Here is an 18,606-nt window from a genome sequence, read left to right on the forward strand (position 1 = left end):
CTGCGCGACGGTCCCGGCGTGCCGGTGCGGAGCCTCGTGCCCGAGGGGACGACGCCGCGTCAGAAGCCGGACGGCACCCGCGGCGTGTACGCCTGCTCGAGTCGCGCGACCTCGTCCTCGGTCAGGGTGATCGCGGTGGCCGCGACCGCGTCGTCGATGTGGTGCTCCTTCGTCGCGCCGATGATCGGCGCGGAGACCGCGGGCTTGCCGGCGACCCACGCCAGGGCGATCTGCGCCATGCTGGCACCGCGCTCCTCGGCGACCTGACCGACGGCGTCCACGATCGCACGGTTCGCGTCCTCGTCCTGGCGGTACAGGGTCTTGCCGAACTCGTCCGTGTCGGCACGTGAGCCGGACCCCTGCGCGTCCCATGGTCGGGTGACCTTGCCGCGGGCGAGCGGGCTCCACGGGATCACACCGACACCCGTGTGCGCGCAGAACGGGTGCATCTCGCGCTCCTCCTCGCGTTCGAGCAGGTTGTACTGGTCCTGCATCGCGACGAACTGCGTCCACCCGTGCCGCTCGGCGACGTGCTGCATCTCGGCGAACTGCCACGCCCACATGCTCGACGCACCGATGTAGCGCGCCTTGCCGGACTTGACGACGTCGTGCAGTGCCTCCATCGTCTCCTCGACCGGGGTGGCCGGGTCGAACCGGTGGATCTGGTAGAGGTCGACGTAGTCCGTGCCCAGGCGGGTCAGCGACGCGTCGATCTCGTGCATGATCGCCGCACGCGACAACCCCGCGCCGTTCCGGCCGGGGCGCATGCGGTTGAAGACCTTCGTGAAGACCTGGACCTCCTCGCGCGGGGCGAGTTCCTTGAGGAGCGTCCCGGTGATCTCCTCGCTGCTGCCCGCGGAGTAGACGTTCGCGGTGTCGAACGTCGTGATGCCGGACTCGAAGGCGCGGCGGACGAAGGGGCGGGCGTCGTCGAGGCCGACGCTCCAGGCATGCGAGCCCTCGGCCGGGTCGCCGTAGGACATCATCCCGAGGATCACACTCGAGATCTCGAGGCCGGTGCTGCCGAGGCGGGTGGTGGGGACGGTCGTGTCGGACATACGGGGTCCTTCCGTGACGTGTGTGGTGCGGCGTCAGGCGTCGGTACGGGCGTCGCGCCCGGTCACCGCGAGGAGCTTCACCTGCAGCGGAGCATCGTCGTCTACCTGCACTGGTGCCGCGTACAGGCCGGTCGCGGCGAGCGACTGGATCTGCGGCTCGAAGTGGGTCCACACCGCCTCGACGAGCTCGCCCGGCAGGTGCTCGTCGCTGCCGGTGGCCCGGGCGAGGTCCCAGGTGTGGATCGCGATGTCGCTCGTCTGCTCGACGAGGTACTCGCCGGCGCTCACCACGTCGGTCGACAGGTGAACCGGGGTGTCCTGCGGTGCCTGGTGCCAGGCCTCGATCGCGGCGCTCGAGTGCCGCTGCCACTCGGCCACGAGGTCGTCGCCGATCGGCTCGAGGTCCGCAGCGGCCTGCTCGTGGTCGCACCCCGTCAGCAGCTTCGGGATCCACCGCTGCTCGTCCACCACGTGGGCGACGAGGTCGCGGGTGGTCCACTCAGAGTCGGGGGTGGGCGCGTCCCAGTCGGTGACGGCGGCGACGCGGCGGCCGAACTCCGCGGCCGCGAGGGTCTGCAGGGCGATCCAGTCGGTGGGCATCGTGATGACTCCTGTTCGGCCGTTGTCCAGCGGTGCTGCGTGCAACTCCCGGGCTGCGGGGAGGATTCCCGCGGGCGGCTCGGGCGCGGTCCACGCTACCGCTCGTCGTGGTCCGCTCGGGGTCGGCGCGTCCTGGGTCCGAACGGTGCGTCGGGGGACTGTGCGGGCCCTCCGGGCTGCCCGCGCGTCCGAGCCCGGACAGCACGGAGCCCCGACGCCGAGGGCGCCGGGGCTCCGTGTCGGGGGAGGGGTCAGGCCGCCTGGAGGACGAACTGGACGTCGAGGTTGATGGTGACGTCGTTGCCGAGCGTGAAGCCGCCGGCCTCGAGGGCCGCGTTCCAGTTCACGCCGAACTCGGTGCGGTCGATCTTGGTGGTCGCCTCGGCGCCGAGCTTGACCTGGCCGTAGCCGTCGGTGGTGACGCCGCCGAACTCGGTCTTCAGGGTGACGGGCTTGGTGACGCCGCGCAGCGAGAGCTCGCCGTCGATGAGCATGTCGTCGCCGTCCTCGCGGATGCCGGTCGAGCGGAAGGTCATGTGCGGGTGCTCCTCGGTGAGGAAGAAGTCACCGGTGGCCAGGTGCTGGTCGCGCTGCGGCTGGTTGGTGTTGATGCTCGAGACGTCGATCGAGGCCTCGAGGGTGGTGTCGAGGGGGTTCTCGGCGGTGACGAGCGTCGCGTCGAACTGCTCGAACTTGCCCTTGACCTTGCTGATCGCGAGGTGGCGGACCGAGAAGCTGACCTCGGAGTGGGTCGGGTCGAGCTTCCAGGTGCCGGTGACGTAGCCGGGGATGGCGGAGGCGGTGAGAGCCATGGTGTGTCCTTCTTCGAGCGGTGAGTGCTGGGGCGGACGCGATGGTGCATGCGCCTGCATCGAACCTGATGGTAGCCCATTCTGCACGCGTTTGGTTGAAGCGTCAACCATTGTTCACCGGGTCGTCGACCCGGGTACTGCCGAGACCCCTCACGGGAGCGCTCACTCCAGTAGCGTCGCACCCATGGAATTCAGGTACCTGGGCAACTCCGGACTCAAGATCTCCGAGATCACCTACGGCAACTGGCTGACGCACGGCTCGCAGGTCGAGAACGACGTCGCCACCCAGTGCGTCCGGGCAGCGCTCGACGCCGGCATCACCACGTTCGACACCGCGGACACCTACGCCAACACGGCCGCTGAGACCGTCCTCGGCGAAGCGCTCAAGGGTGAGCGTCGGCAGTCGCTCGAGGTCTTCACGAAGGTGTACTGGCCGACCGGGCCGAAGGGGCACAACGACGTCGGCCTCAGCCGCAAGCACATCATGGAGTCGATCAACGGCTCGCTCGAGCGTCTGCAGACCGACTACGTCGACCTGTACCAGGCGCACCGCTACGACTACGAGACCCCGCTGGAAGAGACGATGCAGGCCTTCGCCGACGTCGTCCGCCAGGGCAAGGCGCTCTACATCGGCGTCAGCGAGTGGAACGCCGAGCAGATCCGCGCGGGTGCTGCACTCGCGAAGGAGCTCGGCTTCCGGCTCATCTCGAACCAGCCGCAGTACTCCATGCTCTGGCGTGTCATCGAGGGCGAGGTCGTCCCCGCCTCGAAGCAGCTCGGGCTGTCGCAGATCGTCTGGTCGCCGATCGCGCAGGGCGTCCTCACCGGCAAGTACAAGCCGGGTCAGCCGCTGCCCGAGGGCTCCCGCGCCACGGACGAGAAGGGCGGCGCGGACATGATCAAGCGGTTCATGCGCGACGAGGTCCTCGAGGCCGTCCAGCGCCTGCAGCCCGTCGCCGACCAGGCCGGCCTGACGCTCGCCCAGCTCGCCATCGCGTGGACGCTGCAGAACGAGAACGTCGCCTCGGCCATCGTCGGCGCATCCCGTCCGGAGCAGGTCACCGACAACGTCAAGGCCGCCGGCGTGGAGCTCGATGCTGACGCCCTCGCAGCCATCGACGAGGCGCTCGGGGACATCCCGGAGCGCGACGCCTCGAAGAGCGTCAGCCCCGCGTCGCGCCCCGCGTAGTCGCGGGCCCGTCCGCGCGGACGCCCCCGACGGCAGACGGGAGGCCCGGTACCGACTGGTACCGGGCCTCCCGTCCGTCTGTCGGTGACGTGTGCCGTCAGCGCACCACGACCAGTCCGCGACCGCCGAAGCGGACGCCGTCCGTGTCGAAATCGGCGTCACCGAAACTGAAGAGCACCTCGCCCGTGGCGCCGACGAGCGGGACCTCGGCCGCACCGTCGGACAGGTTCACGACCACGTGCACCGGTGCCGCGGTCGGCCCGAGGAGCCCCCGGGTGAGCACGAGCCAGCGCTCGTCCTCGCTGAACCGGACGGCGTTCGCCTCGTACCGGTGGTCGATGAAGGCCTCGTCGGTCCGGCGGAGGGCGACGAGCACGCGGTAGGCGTTGAGGATCCGGGCGCCACGCTCCGACTCGGCGTCGGCCCAGACGAGCTTCGAGTTCGTGAACGTCGTCGGGTCCTGCGGGTCCGGGACCGTCGACTCGTCCCAGCCGTGCTCCGCGAACTCCTTGATGCGACCCTCGGCCGTCACCTTGCCGAGCTCGGGCTCCGGGTGCGACGTGAAGAACTGCCACGGGGTCGTCGCGGCGAACTCCTCGCCCATGAACAGCATCGGCGTGAACGGGCCGAGCAGGGTCAGGGCCGCCGCGATGACGAGCCCCTCGTCCGACACCGTCGCGGCCAGGCGGTCACCGGCTGCCCGGTTGCCGATCTGGTCGTGGTTCTGGTTCGCGACGACGAGCGCCGTGGTGGGGGAGGTGCCCCGGTCGATCGGACGACCGTGCCGCTTGCCCCGGAACGAGGACCACGTGCCGTCGTGGAAGAACCCCTGGTCGAGGACCTTCGCCAGCGCCGTCAGGGGAGCGAAGTCGGCGTAGTAGCCGTTCGTCTCGCCCGTGACGGCGACGTGCACGGCGTGGTGGAAGTCATCCGACCACTGCCCGGCGAGCCCGTAGCCCGCGGCCTCGCGCGGACGGAACATGACCGGGTCGTTGAGGTCCGACTCCGCGATGAGCGAGAGCGGCTTGCCCGTGAACGCCGAGTACGCGTCGGTCTCGCTCGCCATCTCCGCCAGGATGTGCGGTCGCGTGGTGTCGCGGATGGCGTGCACGGCGTCGAGCCGGAGCCCGTCGACGTGGTGGTCGCGGAACCACATGCGCACGTTGTCCAGGACGTACCGGCGCACCTCGGGGTGCTCGACGTTGACGGAGTCGCCCCACGTGTTCGCCAGGCCCTGCACCAGGTACGGACCGTACAGCGGCAGGTAGTTGCCGCTCGGGCCGAGGTGGTTGTACACGACGTCCTGGATGACCCCGAGACCGAGCGCGTGCGCCCGGTCGACGAAGCGGTCGTAGGCGTCCGGGCCGCCGTACGGCGCGTGCACCGCGTACCAGGCGACACCGTCGTAGCCCCAGTTCCACTCGCCGTTGACGCCGTTCACCGGCAGGAGCTCGACGAACTCCACGCCGAGCTCGACGAGGTGCTCGAGCTTGGCGGCGGCGGCGTCGAGGGTGCCCTCGGGGGTGAAGGTGCCGACATGCATCTCGTAGACGACCCCACCGCGGGCCGGGCGACCGGTCCAGGCGTCGTCGGTCCAGGCGAAGCGGGCGGGGTCGACGACCTCGGACGGGCCGTGCACGCCCTCGGGCTGGAACCGGCTGCGCGGGTCGGGACGGACGGCGTCGTCGTCGCCGATGCGGAAGCCGTAGCGAGCGCCGACGACGGGGACGACCTCGTCGGTGGTCCACCAGTCGTCGTCACCGCGCGTCAACGGGTACTCGGTCCCGTCGACGACGAGGCGGACGTTCTCGGGCTCGGGGGCCCAGACGCCGTAGCGGTCAGGACTGGTCATGCGTGACCCTCCAGGATCTCGACCTCGGCCTGCGCGTCGGTCTCGGTGTCATCGGTGGTGGTGCTGGTGGTCGTGCCGGCGCTGGCGCCGGTGCCGGCGTGCCGGGCGTCCTCGGCGCCGAGGGCCGCGTCGTGCCCGGCGCCGTCGACGACGTCGGCCGGGACGAGGAGCGCGACCGGGAAGTCGGTGAGCAGCTCGTCGAGCAGCAGGTCGCGGTCGGCCGGGAAACGCCTGCCGGTCAACAGGTCGACGCGCTCGACGGGGACGACGTGCAGCAGGGTGTCCGCCCAGCCGCCGACGGCCGCCAGACCGAGCGGCAACCGGGTGGCGACCGTCACGGCACCGCCACGGTCGAACGCGACCACGTGGTCGGCCGCCGTGCCCGTGGCGTCGAGCGGGACGTACCGGGTGAAGAGCTCCGGGTGGTCTCGGCGGAGGCGGAGCGCCCGACTCGTGACCAGGGTCTTCGCGGCGGCGTCGAGGTCGATGCCGGGCAGGGCGTCGGGGCCGTCGTGGTCCGCACCGTCGAGCGTGGCGAGGACCCGCCGACGCTCGGCGTAGTCCACCGGACGACGGTTGTCGGGGTCGACGAGGGAGCGGTCCCACGCCTCGGTGCCCTGGTAGACGTCGGGGACGCCGGGCGCGGTCAGGTGCAGGATCTTCGCGCCGAGGCCGTTCGACCAGCCCGCCGCGGTGACCCGCTCGTCGAGGGCGTCCAGCTCGGCGACCACGGCCGGATCGTCGAACGACGCGTCGACCAGTGCGTGCATCTGCTGCTCGAACGCCTCGTCCGGCTCGGTCCACGTCGTGCTGTCGCCGGCTTCGCGCGAGGCCTTCTCGGCGTAGGCGTGCAGACGCTCGCGAGAGGCCGGGCGGGCGCCGACGATCGCCTGCCAGAGCAGGTTCGCGAACACGCCGTCCTCGAGCGGGGCGAGGGCGTTCAGCCGGTCGAACGTCGCCGTCCACTCCTCGCCGAGTTCAGCGAGGACCGCGATGCGGGCGCGGGTGTCCTCGCTTCGCTTCGTGTCGTGCGTGGTGAGCGTGGTCATGGCGAGCGGCCAGCTGGCCAGGCGCTCGCGCTGGGCCGCGTGGAACTCGTCGAGGGTGACCGCGAAGACGCTCGGGTCGCCGCCGACCTCGCTCAGCGAGGACAGGCGGGAGGTCCGGTAGAACGCGGTGTCCTCGACGCCCTTCGCCATCACCATGCCGCTGGTCTGCTGCAGGCGGATCGCGGCGGCGTCGTCCCCGTCGCACAGCGCAGGCGCGATGCGGTCGATGACGTCGGCGAGGTCCGGACGGGACTCTGCGGCGACCTCGAGCGCCTCGATGAGGTGGTGGATGCCCTCCGGCAGGTAGGTCCGGTAGACCTCGAAGCTCGCCACGACCTCGGCGACGGCGTCGACGATCCGCTCCTCGTCCAGCGGCGCACCGTCGGCCTGCACGACCGGGTCGACGACGAGCAGGCGGGCGAGACGACGGACCTCGCTGTTGAGGATGCCGTCGGCGATGCCGCGGCGCGTGCCGCGGGTCAGGTCCTGCCAGGCCACGTGCGCACCGCGGAGACGGTCCTCGAGCGCGGTGAGGGGGGCCTCACCCGCGGGGTCGACGAACACGCGGTCGATGTACCCGAGCGCGTCGTAGCCGGTCGTGCCGTCGACGGGCCACGACGAGGGCAGGAGTTCCCCGGGCTCGAGGATCTTCTCGACGAGCGTGTAGGCGCCGCCGGTCAGGTCAGCGAGGTCGTCGAGGTAGCCGGCCGGGTCGGTCAGACCGTCCGGGTGGTCGATGCGCAGACCGTCGACGAGGCCGTCCCGGAACCAGGAGCCGATCACGCCGTGCGAGGCGGCGAACACCTCGGGCTCCTCGACGCGGATCGCCGCGAGGGTGTTCACCGCGAAGAACCGGCGGTAGTTGAGCTCCGAGTCGGCACGCTTCCAGTGCACGAACTCGTAGTGCTGCCGCGCGTGCACGGTCTCGACGTCGTCGCCGTCGTGCACGGTCCCGGGAGCGGTCGGGTACGCGGTCTCGCCGACGAGCAGGCGGGGCGCGCCGTCAGCGTCGCCGGTGTCGAGCGTGACGCCGTCGAGCAGTCGGTCGTCGAGCACCGGGATGCGGATGCGTCCGCCGCGGGCCGCCCAGTCGACGTCGAACGCCGACGCCAGCGGGGACTCCTGGCCGTGCTCGAGGAGCGACCACCACCACGGGTTCACCGCGGGCGTGGCCACACCGACGTGGTTCGGCACGACGTCGACCAGGACACCGAGGCCCGCCGCGTGTGCGGCCTCGGCCAGCGCCCGGAGGGCGTCGTCGCCACCGCGTTCGGTGTCGACGTGCGTGTGGTCGACGACGTCGTACCCGTGGCCGGAGCCCGGCTCGGCCTGCAGGACGGGGGAGAGGTACAGCCAGTCGGCGCCGAGGTCCCGGACGTAGTCCACGACGTCGCGGGCGGCGTCGAGGTCGAAGTCGGCCGTGACCTGGAGGCGGTAGGTGGAGGTCGGGTTGCGGCGGGTCATGCGGCACTTCCAGGGGTGTCGGCTCCGGCGGCGCCGGGCGCGTCGCGCTCGGACGCAGCGTCGTCGGAGGGGGATGTGGCAGGGGTCTCGGTTCCGGCGTCGGCGTCCGTCGTCGCGGACGAAGCCGGCTCGGGTTCTGCGGGCGGGGTGCTCGCCGCCGTCGTGTTCGTCGGCGTGCTCGACATCGTCGGGGCGACGCCGGCGGCACCGGGCGTCCCGGCGGCACTGGATGTCCCGGCAGCGCCGGGTGTCCCCGCGGCACTGGGCGTTGCCGATCCCGCGGGGTTCGCCGGGCTGGCGGCGGGGTGCGCCGGCTCGTCCTGCTGCGCGGTGTCGACGGGCGTCCGCTGGATCTCGTGCTCCGGTTCGGCGCGGAGCACGATCATCGACCGGGCGGGCACGTCGAGCGCGTCGCCGGCCTCGAGCACGTCGTCGCGGGCACCCGGCTGCGCGGTGTCGATCCGGACGGTCCAGCCGGGGGAGTACTCCTCCGGTGGGAGGGTGAACGTGACGACCCCGTCGTGGGCGTTGAAGTACGTCAGGAACGCCACGTCGGTCACCCGCTCGCCGCGGGCGTCGCGGCCGCGGATGCCCTCGCCGTTCAGGTACATGCCGACGCTCTTGCCGAAGCCGGAGTCCCACTCCTCGGGCTGCATGGCGTCGCCGGCCGGGGTCAGCCACACCACGTCGGGCAACGGCTCGCCCTCGCCACGACGGACCGGACGGCCGTTGAAGTACCGGGTCCGGCGGAACGTCGGGTGGTCGTGGCGGAGCTTGACGACGTCGGCGGTGAACTGGATCAGTTCGTCGTCGGCGGCGGCCCAGTCGATCCAGCTCAGCTCGGAGTCCTGCGCGTAGACGTTGTTGTTGCCCTGCTGGGTGCGTCCGAGTTCGTCGCCGTGCGCGATCATCGGGACGCCCTGGCTGAGGAGCAGCGTCGCGAGGAAGTTGCGTCGGCGCTGGAGACGGAGTTCGTTCACGGCGGGGTCGTCCGTCGGTCCCTCCACGCCGGAGTTCCAGGACCGGTTGTGGCTCTCGCCGTCGTTGTTGTCCTCGCCGTTGGCGTCGTTGTGCTTCTCGTTGTAGGCGACCAGGTCGTACAGCGTGAAGCCGTCGTGCGCGGTGATGAAGTTGATGCTCGCCTTGGGCGTGCGGCCGTCGTGCTCGTAGAGGTCGGCGGACCCGGAGATGCGCGACGCGAACTCGCCGAGCGTCGAGGGCTCACCCCGCCAGAAGTCGCGCACCGTGTCGCGGTACTTGCCGTTCCACTCCGACCACTGCGGCGGGAAGTTGCCCACCTGGTAGCCCCCGGGGCCGACGTCCCACGGCTCGGCGATGAGCTTGACCTGGGACACGATCGGGTCCTGCTGCACCAGTTCGAAGAACGCCGCGAGCCGGTCCACCTCGTAGAACTCACGGGCGAGCGCGGCAGCGAGGTCGAAGCGGAAGCCGTCGACGTGCATCTCGGTCACCCAGTAGCGGAGCGAGTCCATGATGAGCTGCAGCGAGTGCGGGTGGCCGACGTTGAGCGAGTTGCCCGTGCCCGTGTAGTCGCGGTAGTACCGCTTGTCGTCCTCCATCAGGCGGTAGTACGCGGCGTTGTCGATCCCGCGGAAGGACAGCGTCGGGCCGAGGTGGTTGCCCTCGGCCGTGTGGTTGTAGACCACGTCGAGCACGACTTCGATGCCGGCCAGGTGCAGCTCGCGCACCATCGCCTTGAACTCCTGCACCTGCTGGCCCTTGTCGCCCGCGGCGGAGTAGTGCGAGTGCGGCGCGAAGAACCCGATCGTGTTGTAGCCCCAGTAGTTCGACAGTCCCTTGTCCTGCAGGGTCGAGTCGTTCACGAACTGGTGCACCGGCATGAGTTCGAGGGTGGTGACGCCGAGCCGCTTCAGGTGCTCGATGACCGCCGGGTGGGCCACGCCGGCGTAGGTGCCGCGCTGTTCTTCGGGGACGTCGGGGTGCGTCTCGGTGAGGCCCTTGACGTGCGCTTCGTAGATGACCGTCTCGCCGTAGGGGATCCGCGGTGCGCGGTCGCCCTGCCAGTCGAAGAACGGGTTGATGACGACGCCCTTCATCATGTGGGACGCCGAGTCCTCGTCGTTCGTCGAGTCCGGGTCGCCGAACGTGTACGAGAACAGGGACTGGTCCCAGTCGATGTCGCCGCTCGTCGCCTTGGCGTACGGGTCGAGCAGGAGCTTCGCCGGGTTCGAGCGCAGGCCGTTCGCCGGGTCGTACGGGGCGTGGACGCGGAAGCCGTACTCCTGCCCGGGGCCGACGGTGGGCAGGTACGCGTGCCACACGTGCGCGTCGACCTCGACGAGGCGGACGCGTTCTTCGGTGCCGTCGGCGTCGAACAGGCAGAGCTCGACCCGTTCGGCGACCTCGCTGAACACGGCGAAGTTGGTGCCGCTGCCGTCGTAGGTCGCGCCGAGCGGGTAGGGGTTGCCGGGCCAGGTGTGCAAACGTGCCTCCAGAAGGGGTGAACGTGGCCAACGTATCGGCGGGCCCCTGTGATGTCCGGGCTCGGACCGCGCACTGTGGAGCGTTCTCCCTCCCCACCGCGTCGTGCCGTGCAGTGGCCCTGTCCGCCACCGCTGACGGCCTCGCACGACTTCTCCACAGTTCGTCACGGACGACCGGACAGCCAGCGCTCGCGGAGTAGCGTCGCCGCCATGACCAACATCGTCACGCAGATCGCAGACAAGGTGCGGCCCGTCGGCGTCGCCTCGAACTACGGCGACCCGGTGGACGTCGGGGACAGCACGCTGATCCCCGTCTCCGTCAACTGGTACGGCTTCGGCGGCGGCTCCGACGCCGACGAGGACGGCGCTGGCGGCGGTGGCGGCGGTGCCGTCTCGCTCCCGGTCGGCGCGTACGTCCGCCGCCCTGGGCAGGACCTGGCCTTCGAGCCCAACCTCATCTCGCTCCTCACCGTGAGCATCCCGGTCATCTGGGTCACCGGCAAGGTGCTCGCCAAGTTGATCCGCGCGCTCAAGAAGTGACGGTCTGACCCCTGTGACGGCCGGGAGGCACGGTGCGGATCCGCACCGTGCCTCCCGGCCGTCAGTGGTCGCGTCCCATGACCTCATCGCCACTACACTGGCGGGACACACACGGGAGTCCGGGTTCACCGGGCTGAGAGGGAGCGAACGGCGCTCCGACCGTCGAACCTGATCCGGATCATGCCGGCGCAGGGAGGAGTCCAGGTCATGCCTGCTGTCATGCAGTCCGCAGTACCGTCCACCAAGGCCACCCGCTCGCTGCGGTGGCGCGTCGTGGACATCGTCGTCGCGAGCGTCCTCGCCGTCGCGATCGGCGTCGTCTTCAAGCTCTGGGAGTTCGGCTACGAGCCGATCAGCGCCGCCGCCGCGCTCGTGCTCCCCGGGTCCCAGTCGCTCTTCGGCGGTGTCTGGCTGCTCGCCGGCCCGATCGTCGCGATCGTCGTCCGGAAGCCCGGGGCCGCCCTGTACGCCGAGATGGTCGCGGCGTCGGTCGAGGCCCTGCTCGGGACCCAGTGGGGCTGGCTCACGCTCGAGGCCGGTCTCGTGCAGGGCCTCGGCGCCGAACTCGTCCTGGCGGTGTTCCTCTACCGCGTCTACCGACTGCCGGTGATCGTCCTCGCCGGGGCCGCCGCGGGCCTCGCGCTCGGGATCAACGACTCGCTGCTCTGGTACGCGGGGCTCGACGCCGGCTTCAAGGCCGTGTACGTCGTGTGCGCCGTCATCTCGGGTGCCGTGATCGCGGGCCTCGGCTCGTGGCTCATCGTCCGCGCGCTCGCGGCCACGGGCGTGCTCTCGTCGTTCGCCGCCGGCCGTGAGCACACCAAGCGTGCGGCCCGAACCCCGGCGTGACGACCGCACCGGCAGCCGCTGCCGGCCCTGGGTCCGTGACCGCCACACCAGCGGCCCGCATCACCTTCCGCGACTGGGGCTGGCGGTACGCATCGCGTGACGCCTGGGCCGTGCGCGGGGTCGAGCTGACCGTCGAACCCGGCGAACGCGTGGCGATCGTCGGACCGTCCGGCGCCGGCAAGTCGACCCTGCTCCGAGCCGTCGCCGCCGTGTTGCCCGACGAGCCCGATCCGGACGACGACACGGCCGCCGCGGTCCAGGGTGAGGTGCTCGTCGACGGGACCGCACCCGGCAGCGCGCGCGGCCGGGTGGGTCTGGTGATGCAGGACCCCGAGGCGCACACCGTGATGTCCCGGATCGGCGACGACGTGGCCTTCGGGTGCGAGAACACCGGTGTGCCACCGGAGGCCATCTGGCCACGGGTCCGCGCTGCGCTCGACGTCGTGGGGCTCGACCTGCCGCTCGACCGGTCCACCACGGCGATGTCGGGCGGGCAGCGGCAGCGGCTGGCACTCGCCGGGGTGCTCGCGATGCGCCCGGGGGCCCTCGTGCTCGACGAGCCGTGCGCGAACCTCGACCCGGACGGGGTCGCGCAGGTCCACGACGCCGTCCGTGCCGTGCTGGAGGAGTCCGGAGCGACGCTCCTGGTCGTCGAACACCGGATCAGCACCTGGCTCGACCTGGTCGACCGCCTGGTGCTGCTCGAACCGGCCGGCGGCGTCGTGGCCGACGGGCCTCCGGCCGAGGTGCTCGCCGCCCACGGGCCGGCGCTCACCGCGGCCGGCGTCTGGGTGCCGGGCAGCGAGCCCGCACCCGGTTCGGCACGTCGCCGCACGGACCGTGCCCACGCGGCAGACCGGTCGGGAGGCACCGATCGCCTGGTCGCGTCGGCCCTCGGGACGGCGCGGGGCCGGGGACCGCAGATCGGCAGGGGGATCGACCTCACCGTCCGCGCCGGCCGGGTCATCGCGATCACCGGTCCGAACGGCGTCGGGAAGTCCACGCTCGGGCTGACTCTCGGCGGGCTCCTCGGACCCGCAGCGGGTTCGCTCCGTGCGACCACAGCGCTCCGAGGGGACGCGGGGGAGGACCCCTCGGCGTGGTCCAGCCGCGAGCTCGCCGCCCGGATCGGCACCGTCTTCCAGGACCCCGAACACCAGTTCATCGCCCGGACCGTCCGCGAGGAGCTCGCCGCCGGTCCGCGCGCCGTCGGTCACCACGACGTCGACGACCGGGTGGACCGGGTGCTCGCCGACTTCGACCTGGCGCACCTCGCCGACCAGCACCCGTTCAGCCTGTCCGGTGGTGAGCAGCGCCGGCTCGCGATCGGGGCCGTGATCGCCGCCGAGCCACCCGTGCTCGTGCTCGACGAACCGACCTCGGGGCAGGACCGGGCGACCTGGCAGGCGGTGGTCGAGCGGATCGGCGCACTCGCCGACGCCGGCACCACCGTGGTCGCCGTGACGCACGACCGCGACCTCGTGCGGGCGCTCGACGCGGACGAGGTCGTGCTCGGTGCCGACGGGGTCCGCGCAGCGGGGTCGCGGAGGCAGGACCCGCTGCGGCACACGGGAGTGGTAGCCGCCGGTCGGACGGTCGCGGCGGTCGCGGAGACCGACTCGGTCGCGGAGACCGACTCGGCCACCGCCACCGACTCGGCTGCTCGCTCCGGGGTGGCCGCCCGGACCGACCCGGCCGCGCCGGTCGACTCGGCCGTCGCGGTCGGCCGGCGCAGCAGCACGAGCACCGAGCGCACCAGCGCGACGACCCCCGGGGCCGCGGCCGGACCGCCCGGGTGGGCCGAGCCTCCCGTCCGCCCCCGCGGTGTCGGTGGCGTGCAGCCCGTGGCGTCGCTGCTCGGCGTGCTGGCACTCGGCCTGTGCCTCGTGCTGAGTCTCGACGTCGTGTCGGCGGCCGTCGCGCTCGCGCTCGAGGTGCTGCTGCTGCCGCTCCTCCGGATCCCGCCCCGGACGCTGCTGCTGCGGACGGTCCCCCTGCTGGCAGCGGTGCCGCTGACGGCGGTGAGCATCGCCCTGTACGGCCGTCCCTCTGGACGGGAGTGGTTCGACGTCGGCTTCGCGCACGTGACGGACGGGTCGTTGGTCCTCGCCCTCGCGACCGCGCTGCGCGTGCTCGCGGTCGGACTGCCCGCGATCGCGCTGTTCGTGCGGGTGGACCCGACGGACCTCGCCGACGGACTCGCGCAACTGCTCCGGCTGCCGTCGCGGTTCGTGCTCGGCGCCCTCGCGGCGATCCGGATGACCACCCTGCTCGGTGACGACTGGCGACAGCTCGGCAGCGCACGGCGAGCCCGGGGCGTGGCCGACACCGGTCGTCTGCGGCGCGGCGCGTCGATGGCGTTCGCGCTGCTCGTGCTGGCGCTCCGGCGGGCGACGACGCTCGCGGTGGCGATGGAGTCGCGCGGGTTCGGCGCTCCCGGACGGCGGACCTGGGCGCGCAGCGTCCGGTTCGCCGGTCCCGAGTGGGCCATGGTCGGCGCACTGGTCGGCGTCGGAGCGGTGGCCGTCACCGTCGCGGTGGCCGCGGGGACCTGGCGTGCCTGAGGAGCCGGCGGGGAGCACGTCCGACGTCGGGGGTGTGGTCGACGAGGTCGTGGCACGGGTCCACGCCGCCGGTGCGGACGGTGTCGGTCGTGCCGGTGCCCGTGCCCGCGTGGTGGTGCTCGTCGACGGACGGTCGGGGACGGGCAAGACCACGCTCGGGAACGCGCTCGCCGCCGCGCTCGGCGCGCAGGTGGTGCACCTCGACGACCTCTACCCCGGGTGGGACGGTCTGCGGGCCGCCGCCGAGGCCGTGGTGACCGACGTGCTCGGCTCCCCGTCCGGGTACCGCAGGTGGGACTGGCAGGCCGACCGGCCGTCCGGATGGCGGGCGCTCGACCCCGACGCGGCGCTGGTCGTCGAAGGGTGCGGAGCGCTCTCCCGCGCCGCCGCGCCGCTGGCCACCGTGCGGGTGTGGCTCGAGGCCGACGACGCGGTGCGGTGGGACCGGGCGATCGGCCGGGACGGCGCCGCGTTCGCGCGCGAGTGGGAGCGATGGGCCGCGCAGGAGGAGGCGTTCATCGCGGCGGAGCAGCCGGTGGCACTCGCCGACCTGGTGGTGCGGACCTGAGCATCGAGCGGTCGTCGCCCTCGACTCATGCCCAACCGAGCTCGTGCAGCCGCTCGTCGTCGATGCCGTAGAAGTGTCCGATCTCGTGGACGAGCGTGGTGTGCACCTCGTCCTTGAGGTCGTCGAGGGTGTCGCACTCCGCCAGGTGCTGCTTCCGGAAGACGACGATCCGGTCGGGCAGCTCACCGAACCCGTACTGGCCGCGCTCGGTCGTGGCGACGCCGTCGTACACGCCGAACAGGTCAGAGCCGTCCTCGGGTTCGTCCTCGACGACGAAGACGACGTTGTCGAGCCCGTCGACCATCTCGTCCGGCAGCAGGTCGAGTTCGTCGGTCACCAGCTGCTCGAAGTCCTCGGCCGACATCTCCATCACGAGGTGATCGTGACACAGCTGCCCGGGGGAGAGCTGGCCGCGGCGGGCTCCGCTCCTTCCGGGACACCATCGACATCACGAAGGCCCCCGTCCGTCGGACGAGGGCCTTCGTGTCGCTGTGTCAGCGATGCTGGGGTGAGTAACGGGGCTTGAACCCGCGACCTCCTGGACCACAACCAGGCGCTCTACCAGCTGAGCTATACCCACCACGTGTCGGTCCGGCGAGCCGGAGCAACCACTCGATTGTAGTACATCCGAGCGCCTGCCCGGACCACGATCGCTACTCGGCGGGTGTCGGGCTCGGCTGCGGGGTCAGGCGCGGTTCCCACTTCGCGACGACCTCGGCCGCGATGGTCTTGACGTCGTCGCTCGCCGGCCCGGGCTCGGGCGTGAACCCGGCGCGGCGGTAGTACTCGAGCTCCCGGATCGACTCGAGGATGTCGGCGAGGGCGCGGTGCCCGCCGTGCTTCTCGGGCGAGTTGAAGTACACGCGCGGGAACCAGCGACGGCAGAGCTCCTTGACGCTCGACACGTCGACGCTTCGGTAGTGCAGGTGGTTGTCGATGCGCGGCATGTACTTCGCCAGGAAGGCCCGGTCAGTGCCGATGGTGTTGCCGGCCAGGGGAGCGGTGCCCTCGGCGGGGACGTGGGCGAGGATGTACTCGAGCACCTGGTACTCGGCATCGGCCAGGGAGACGCCGTTCGGGATCTCCTCGATCAGGCCCGAGGTGGTGTGCATCTTCGTCACGAACTCGTTCATGTTGTCGAGCGCTGACTGGTCGGGCTTGATGACGATGTCGAAGCCGGGGTGCACGGGGTTCAGGTCGAAGTCCGTGACGACGACCGCGACCTCCACGAGCTCGTCGACCTCGACGTCGAGACCGGTCATCTCGCAGTCGATCCAGACGAGGCGGTCATTCGCTGCAGACATGCCCTGATCCTACTTCCGCCCGCCGACGCCGCCGCGCCCCTGTGGAGGACGAGTGTCCCACCGGTCTACGCCATCTCGCCGGCTGAGATCGCCTCGGCCTCGACGCGCTCCGGCTCGGCCCCGTCGTCGACGCGACGCAGCACCTTCGTGGTGAGCACGACGACCAGGAACGCCACGGCGACGGCCACGCCGGCGAAGACGTAGGCGGCGCTCGGCGAGTACGCGTCGGCGAGCAGGGTGGCGACGGGCGGGGCGATGGCACCACCGATGAAGCGGACGGCCGAGTAGGCGCTGGACGCCACGGAGCGGGGCAGGTCGGTCGCTTCCATGACGCACTCCGTCAGCACGGTGTTGAGGACACCGAGGACGAGACCGCCGATGACGACGCAGACGATGAGCCCGGCCTGTGACCGGACGACGACGGCGGCGGCGAACAGGTCGAGGGCGAGCAGCGGTAGCGCGAGCTTGAGGACGCTGGTGCGGCGCATCCGCGCGGTGAGCATCGGGGCGACCCACACCGAGGTGATCGCGAGTCCGACGCCCCAGCCGAAGAACGTGAACCCGATGCCGAGCGCCCCGAAGCCGAGCGGGAACGGCGTGTAGGCGAGGAGGACGAAGAACCCGATGTTGTAGAACAGCGCGGTCGCGGCGAGGGCGGCCAGGGCCGGTCGACCGAGGGCGCGGAACGGTGCCGAGAGCTTGGTCGGGGTGGGCTTCTCGAGGCTCCCGGACTTGAGGAGCACGAGGATCGCGATGAACGCGACGGCCATCAGGGTGGTGACGCCGAAGAAGGGTCCGCGCCAGCTGACGGAACCGAGCAGGCCGCCGACCAGGGGGCCCACCGCGATGCCGAGGCCGAGTGCGGCCTCGTACAGGATGATCGCCGACGCGGTCCCGCCCGACGCTGCACCGACGATGGTCGCGAGTGCGGTCGAGATGAAGAGGGCGTTGCCGAGACCCCATCCGGCACGGAAGCCGATGATCGTCCAGACGTCGTTCGACACGGCGGCGAGGACCGAGAACAGCACGATGAGGGCGAGCCCGGTCATCAGGGTCTTCTTCGCACCGATGCGGCTCGACACCCAGCTCGTGAAGAACATCGCGATGCCGGTGACGGCCAGGTAGCTCGTGAAGAGGAGCTCGGTCTGCGCGGGGGTGGCCCGGAGCGACTCGGCGATCGCGGGGAGGATCGGGTCGACGAGGCCGATGCCCATGAAGGCGACGACGCAGGCGAAGGCGATGGCCCACACCGCGGACGACTGCTTGAGGATCGAGCCGGCGGGTGCGTGCGAGGCGGCCTGTCCGGCGGGTGCGTGCGTGTTCACGCGGTGGTCTCCGTTCTGGTCCTCGCTGCGATGAGGGCCGATGCGTGGTGCAGGATGTCCCAGTCGTCGTCGCTGAGGTCCGCGAACAGGGGACCGACGGTGCTGGTGAGGGCGGCCCGCCAGGCCGCGAGACGCTCGCGGCCGGCGTCGGTGATCTCGATGAGCTGCCCGCGGGAGTCGTCCGGGTCGACGGTGCGCGAGATCAGCCCGTCGGCGGTCATGCCGGCGACCAGGCGGGTCATGGTCGGCTGGGACACCCGCGACGCCCGGGCGAGTTCGCCGAGTCGGAGGGACTCCTCCGTCTCGAGGATGCCGAGGGTCCGCCAGACGGCGGTCGAGGTGGTGTGCCCCGTGGCCTGGAGCGCGGACCGGATGAGCCGGTTGACGGAGACGAGGAGCGTCTCGATGGTCTGGTCCCGCGCTTGTTCCATACCGGAACTATATAGCCGAGCTATGGATTCGGCAAGGGGGTCCGGGGCACGCCCGCCGGACCGTTCGGGTCGCGCCCCTGGTCACCGCGCGCTGGACCGGGCTGCTCCGGGTGCTGGTAGAAGGGACACATGAGCGACATCACGATCCACGAGGGTGACGAGTTCACCGCCATCTTCCACGGGGGCCCCTTCGACGGGACCACGGACACCCGCACCGCCACGAGCGATGCGTTGGACGACGAGGTGACGGTGTTCGCGGACGTCGAGGGCCTCCAGACGGCCTTCACCTACAAGTCCACCGGTTCGCGCCAGGTGCTCGACCAGATCTCGGTCGACTACACCTTCGCGCCCGACGAGTCCGACCCGGTCGACGACCTGCAGGACCGCGGCGACCGCAGCGGCGAGTTCGACCGCGAGTAGCCAGCGCCCCGGACAGCCCCGGACAGCCCCGGTCGTCGTCGACGGCCGGGGCGCTCCGCTGCCCACTCCGTCCGTGGCCCGACGCCGATCGGGAGTGCCGGGGCCGCGGTCCGCGT

General features: G+C 71.5%; 16 protein-coding genes, 1 tRNA gene and 1 riboswitch. Of the genes, 6 read left to right on the forward strand and 11 right to left on the reverse strand.

The window, feature by feature from the left end; all coding sequences use genetic code 11:
• Positions 1-59 precede the first annotated feature (59 nt).
• From DEJ18_RS04365 to DEJ18_RS04375, 3 genes are all read right to left on the reverse strand, one after another.
• On the reverse strand, positions 60-1,058 hold the full coding sequence (locus tag DEJ18_RS04365) for an aldo/keto reductase (RefSeq protein WP_111209671.1): 999 nt from the start codon (positions 1,056-1,058) through the stop codon (positions 60-62).
• Between the two features lie 33 nt (positions 1,059-1,091).
• Complete coding sequence (locus DEJ18_RS04370) at positions 1,092-1,658, reverse strand: TIGR03086 family metal-binding protein (RefSeq protein ID WP_111209672.1); 567 nt, start codon at positions 1,656-1,658, stop codon at positions 1,092-1,094.
• Between the two features lie 251 nt (positions 1,659-1,909).
• Positions 1,910-2,470, reverse strand: a complete 561-nt coding sequence (locus DEJ18_RS04375) for a YceI family protein (protein WP_111080984.1) — start codon at positions 2,468-2,470, stop codon at positions 1,910-1,912.
• 184 nt (positions 2,471-2,654) lie between these two features.
• On the opposite strand from DEJ18_RS04375, the gene DEJ18_RS04380 reads away from it, so the two are divergent.
• On the forward strand, positions 2,655-3,659 hold the full coding sequence (locus DEJ18_RS04380; protein ID WP_111209673.1) for an aldo/keto reductase family protein: 1,005 nt from the start codon (positions 2,655-2,657) through the stop codon (positions 3,657-3,659).
• 97 nt (positions 3,660-3,756) lie between these two features.
• On the opposite strand, the gene treZ is transcribed toward DEJ18_RS04380, so the two are convergent.
• From treZ to glgX, 3 genes are read right to left on the reverse strand one after another with little or no spacing between them, the layout of a single operon-like run.
• Positions 3,757-5,511: a malto-oligosyltrehalose trehalohydrolase gene (gene treZ / locus DEJ18_RS04385; protein ID WP_111209674.1), complete on the reverse strand. Its 1,755-nt coding sequence runs from the start codon at positions 5,509-5,511 to the stop codon at positions 3,757-3,759.
• The gene (gene treY / locus DEJ18_RS04390; protein WP_111209675.1) at positions 5,508-8,024 is read right to left on the reverse strand and encodes a malto-oligosyltrehalose synthase; all 2,517 of its coding nucleotides are present in this window, start codon (positions 8,022-8,024) and stop codon (positions 5,508-5,510) included. The genes treZ and treY overlap by 4 nt, the downstream gene beginning before the upstream one ends.
• Positions 8,021-10,489, reverse strand: a complete 2,469-nt coding sequence (glgX, locus tag DEJ18_RS04395) for a glycogen debranching protein GlgX (RefSeq protein ID WP_258376848.1) — start codon at positions 10,487-10,489, stop codon at positions 8,021-8,023. The genes treY and glgX overlap by 4 nt, the downstream gene beginning before the upstream one ends.
• Positions 10,490-10,699: 210 nt before the next feature.
• Here glgX and DEJ18_RS04400 point away from each other — a divergent pair, with 210 nt between their 5' ends.
• The 4 genes from DEJ18_RS04400 (at position 10,700) to DEJ18_RS04415 (ending at position 15,010) form a co-directional block, all read left to right on the forward strand.
• The gene (locus DEJ18_RS04400) at positions 10,700-11,029 is read left to right on the forward strand and encodes a hypothetical protein (protein ID WP_110824005.1); all 330 of its coding nucleotides are present in this window, start codon (positions 10,700-10,702) and stop codon (positions 11,027-11,029) included.
• 101 nt (positions 11,030-11,130) lie between these two features.
• Positions 11,131-11,242, forward strand: a riboswitch (TPP riboswitch).
• Positions 11,237-11,878, forward strand: a complete 642-nt coding sequence (locus DEJ18_RS04405) for an ECF transporter S component (RefSeq protein WP_258371081.1) — start codon at positions 11,237-11,239, stop codon at positions 11,876-11,878. Its footprint overlaps the riboswitch before it by 6 nt.
• 35 nt (positions 11,879-11,913) lie before the next feature.
• The gene (locus DEJ18_RS04410; RefSeq protein WP_181434122.1) at positions 11,914-14,442 is read left to right on the forward strand and encodes an ATP-binding cassette domain-containing protein; all 2,529 of its coding nucleotides are present in this window, start codon (positions 11,914-11,916) and stop codon (positions 14,440-14,442) included.
• On the forward strand, positions 14,435-15,010 hold the full coding sequence (locus DEJ18_RS04415) for a nucleoside/nucleotide kinase family protein (RefSeq protein ID WP_258376849.1): 576 nt from the start codon (positions 14,435-14,437) through the stop codon (positions 15,008-15,010). Before DEJ18_RS04410 ends, DEJ18_RS04415 begins: the two co-directional genes overlap by 8 nt.
• Positions 15,011-15,035: 25 nt before the next feature.
• On the opposite strand, the gene DEJ18_RS04420 is transcribed toward DEJ18_RS04415, so the two are convergent.
• From DEJ18_RS04420 to DEJ18_RS04440, 5 genes are all read right to left on the reverse strand, one after another.
• Positions 15,036-15,380 carry a metallopeptidase family protein gene (locus DEJ18_RS04420; RefSeq protein WP_111209677.1) on the reverse strand — a complete coding sequence of 115 codons (345 nt, stop codon included), beginning with the start codon at positions 15,378-15,380 and terminating at the stop codon, positions 15,036-15,038.
• Positions 15,381-15,514: 134 nt separating this feature from the next.
• Positions 15,515-15,590, reverse strand: a tRNA-His gene (locus tag DEJ18_RS04425).
• A 73-nt stretch (positions 15,591-15,663) separates the two neighbouring features.
• On the reverse strand, positions 15,664-16,314 hold the full coding sequence (orn, locus tag DEJ18_RS04430; protein ID WP_111209678.1) for an oligoribonuclease: 651 nt from the start codon (positions 16,312-16,314) through the stop codon (positions 15,664-15,666).
• A gap of 65 nt (positions 16,315-16,379) precedes the next feature.
• Positions 16,380-17,639 (reverse strand): MFS transporter, encoded by a 1,260-nt coding sequence (locus tag DEJ18_RS04435; protein ID WP_111209679.1) that lies wholly within the window; start codon positions 17,637-17,639, stop codon positions 16,380-16,382.
• Positions 17,636-18,070, reverse strand: coding sequence for a MarR family winged helix-turn-helix transcriptional regulator (locus DEJ18_RS04440; protein ID WP_111080900.1), 435 nt, complete (start codon positions 18,068-18,070; stop codon positions 17,636-17,638). The genes DEJ18_RS04435 and DEJ18_RS04440 overlap by 4 nt, the downstream gene beginning before the upstream one ends.
• 129 nt (positions 18,071-18,199) lie before the next feature.
• On the opposite strand from DEJ18_RS04440, the gene DEJ18_RS04445 reads away from it, so the two are divergent.
• Positions 18,200-18,490, forward strand: coding sequence for a hypothetical protein (locus tag DEJ18_RS04445; protein ID WP_110823756.1), 291 nt, complete (start codon positions 18,200-18,202; stop codon positions 18,488-18,490).
• Positions 18,491-18,606 lie beyond the last annotated feature (116 nt).

Source organism: Curtobacterium sp. MCSS17_015, assembly GCF_003234265.2.
GTDB lineage: Bacteria > Actinomycetota > Actinomycetes > Actinomycetales > Microbacteriaceae > Curtobacterium.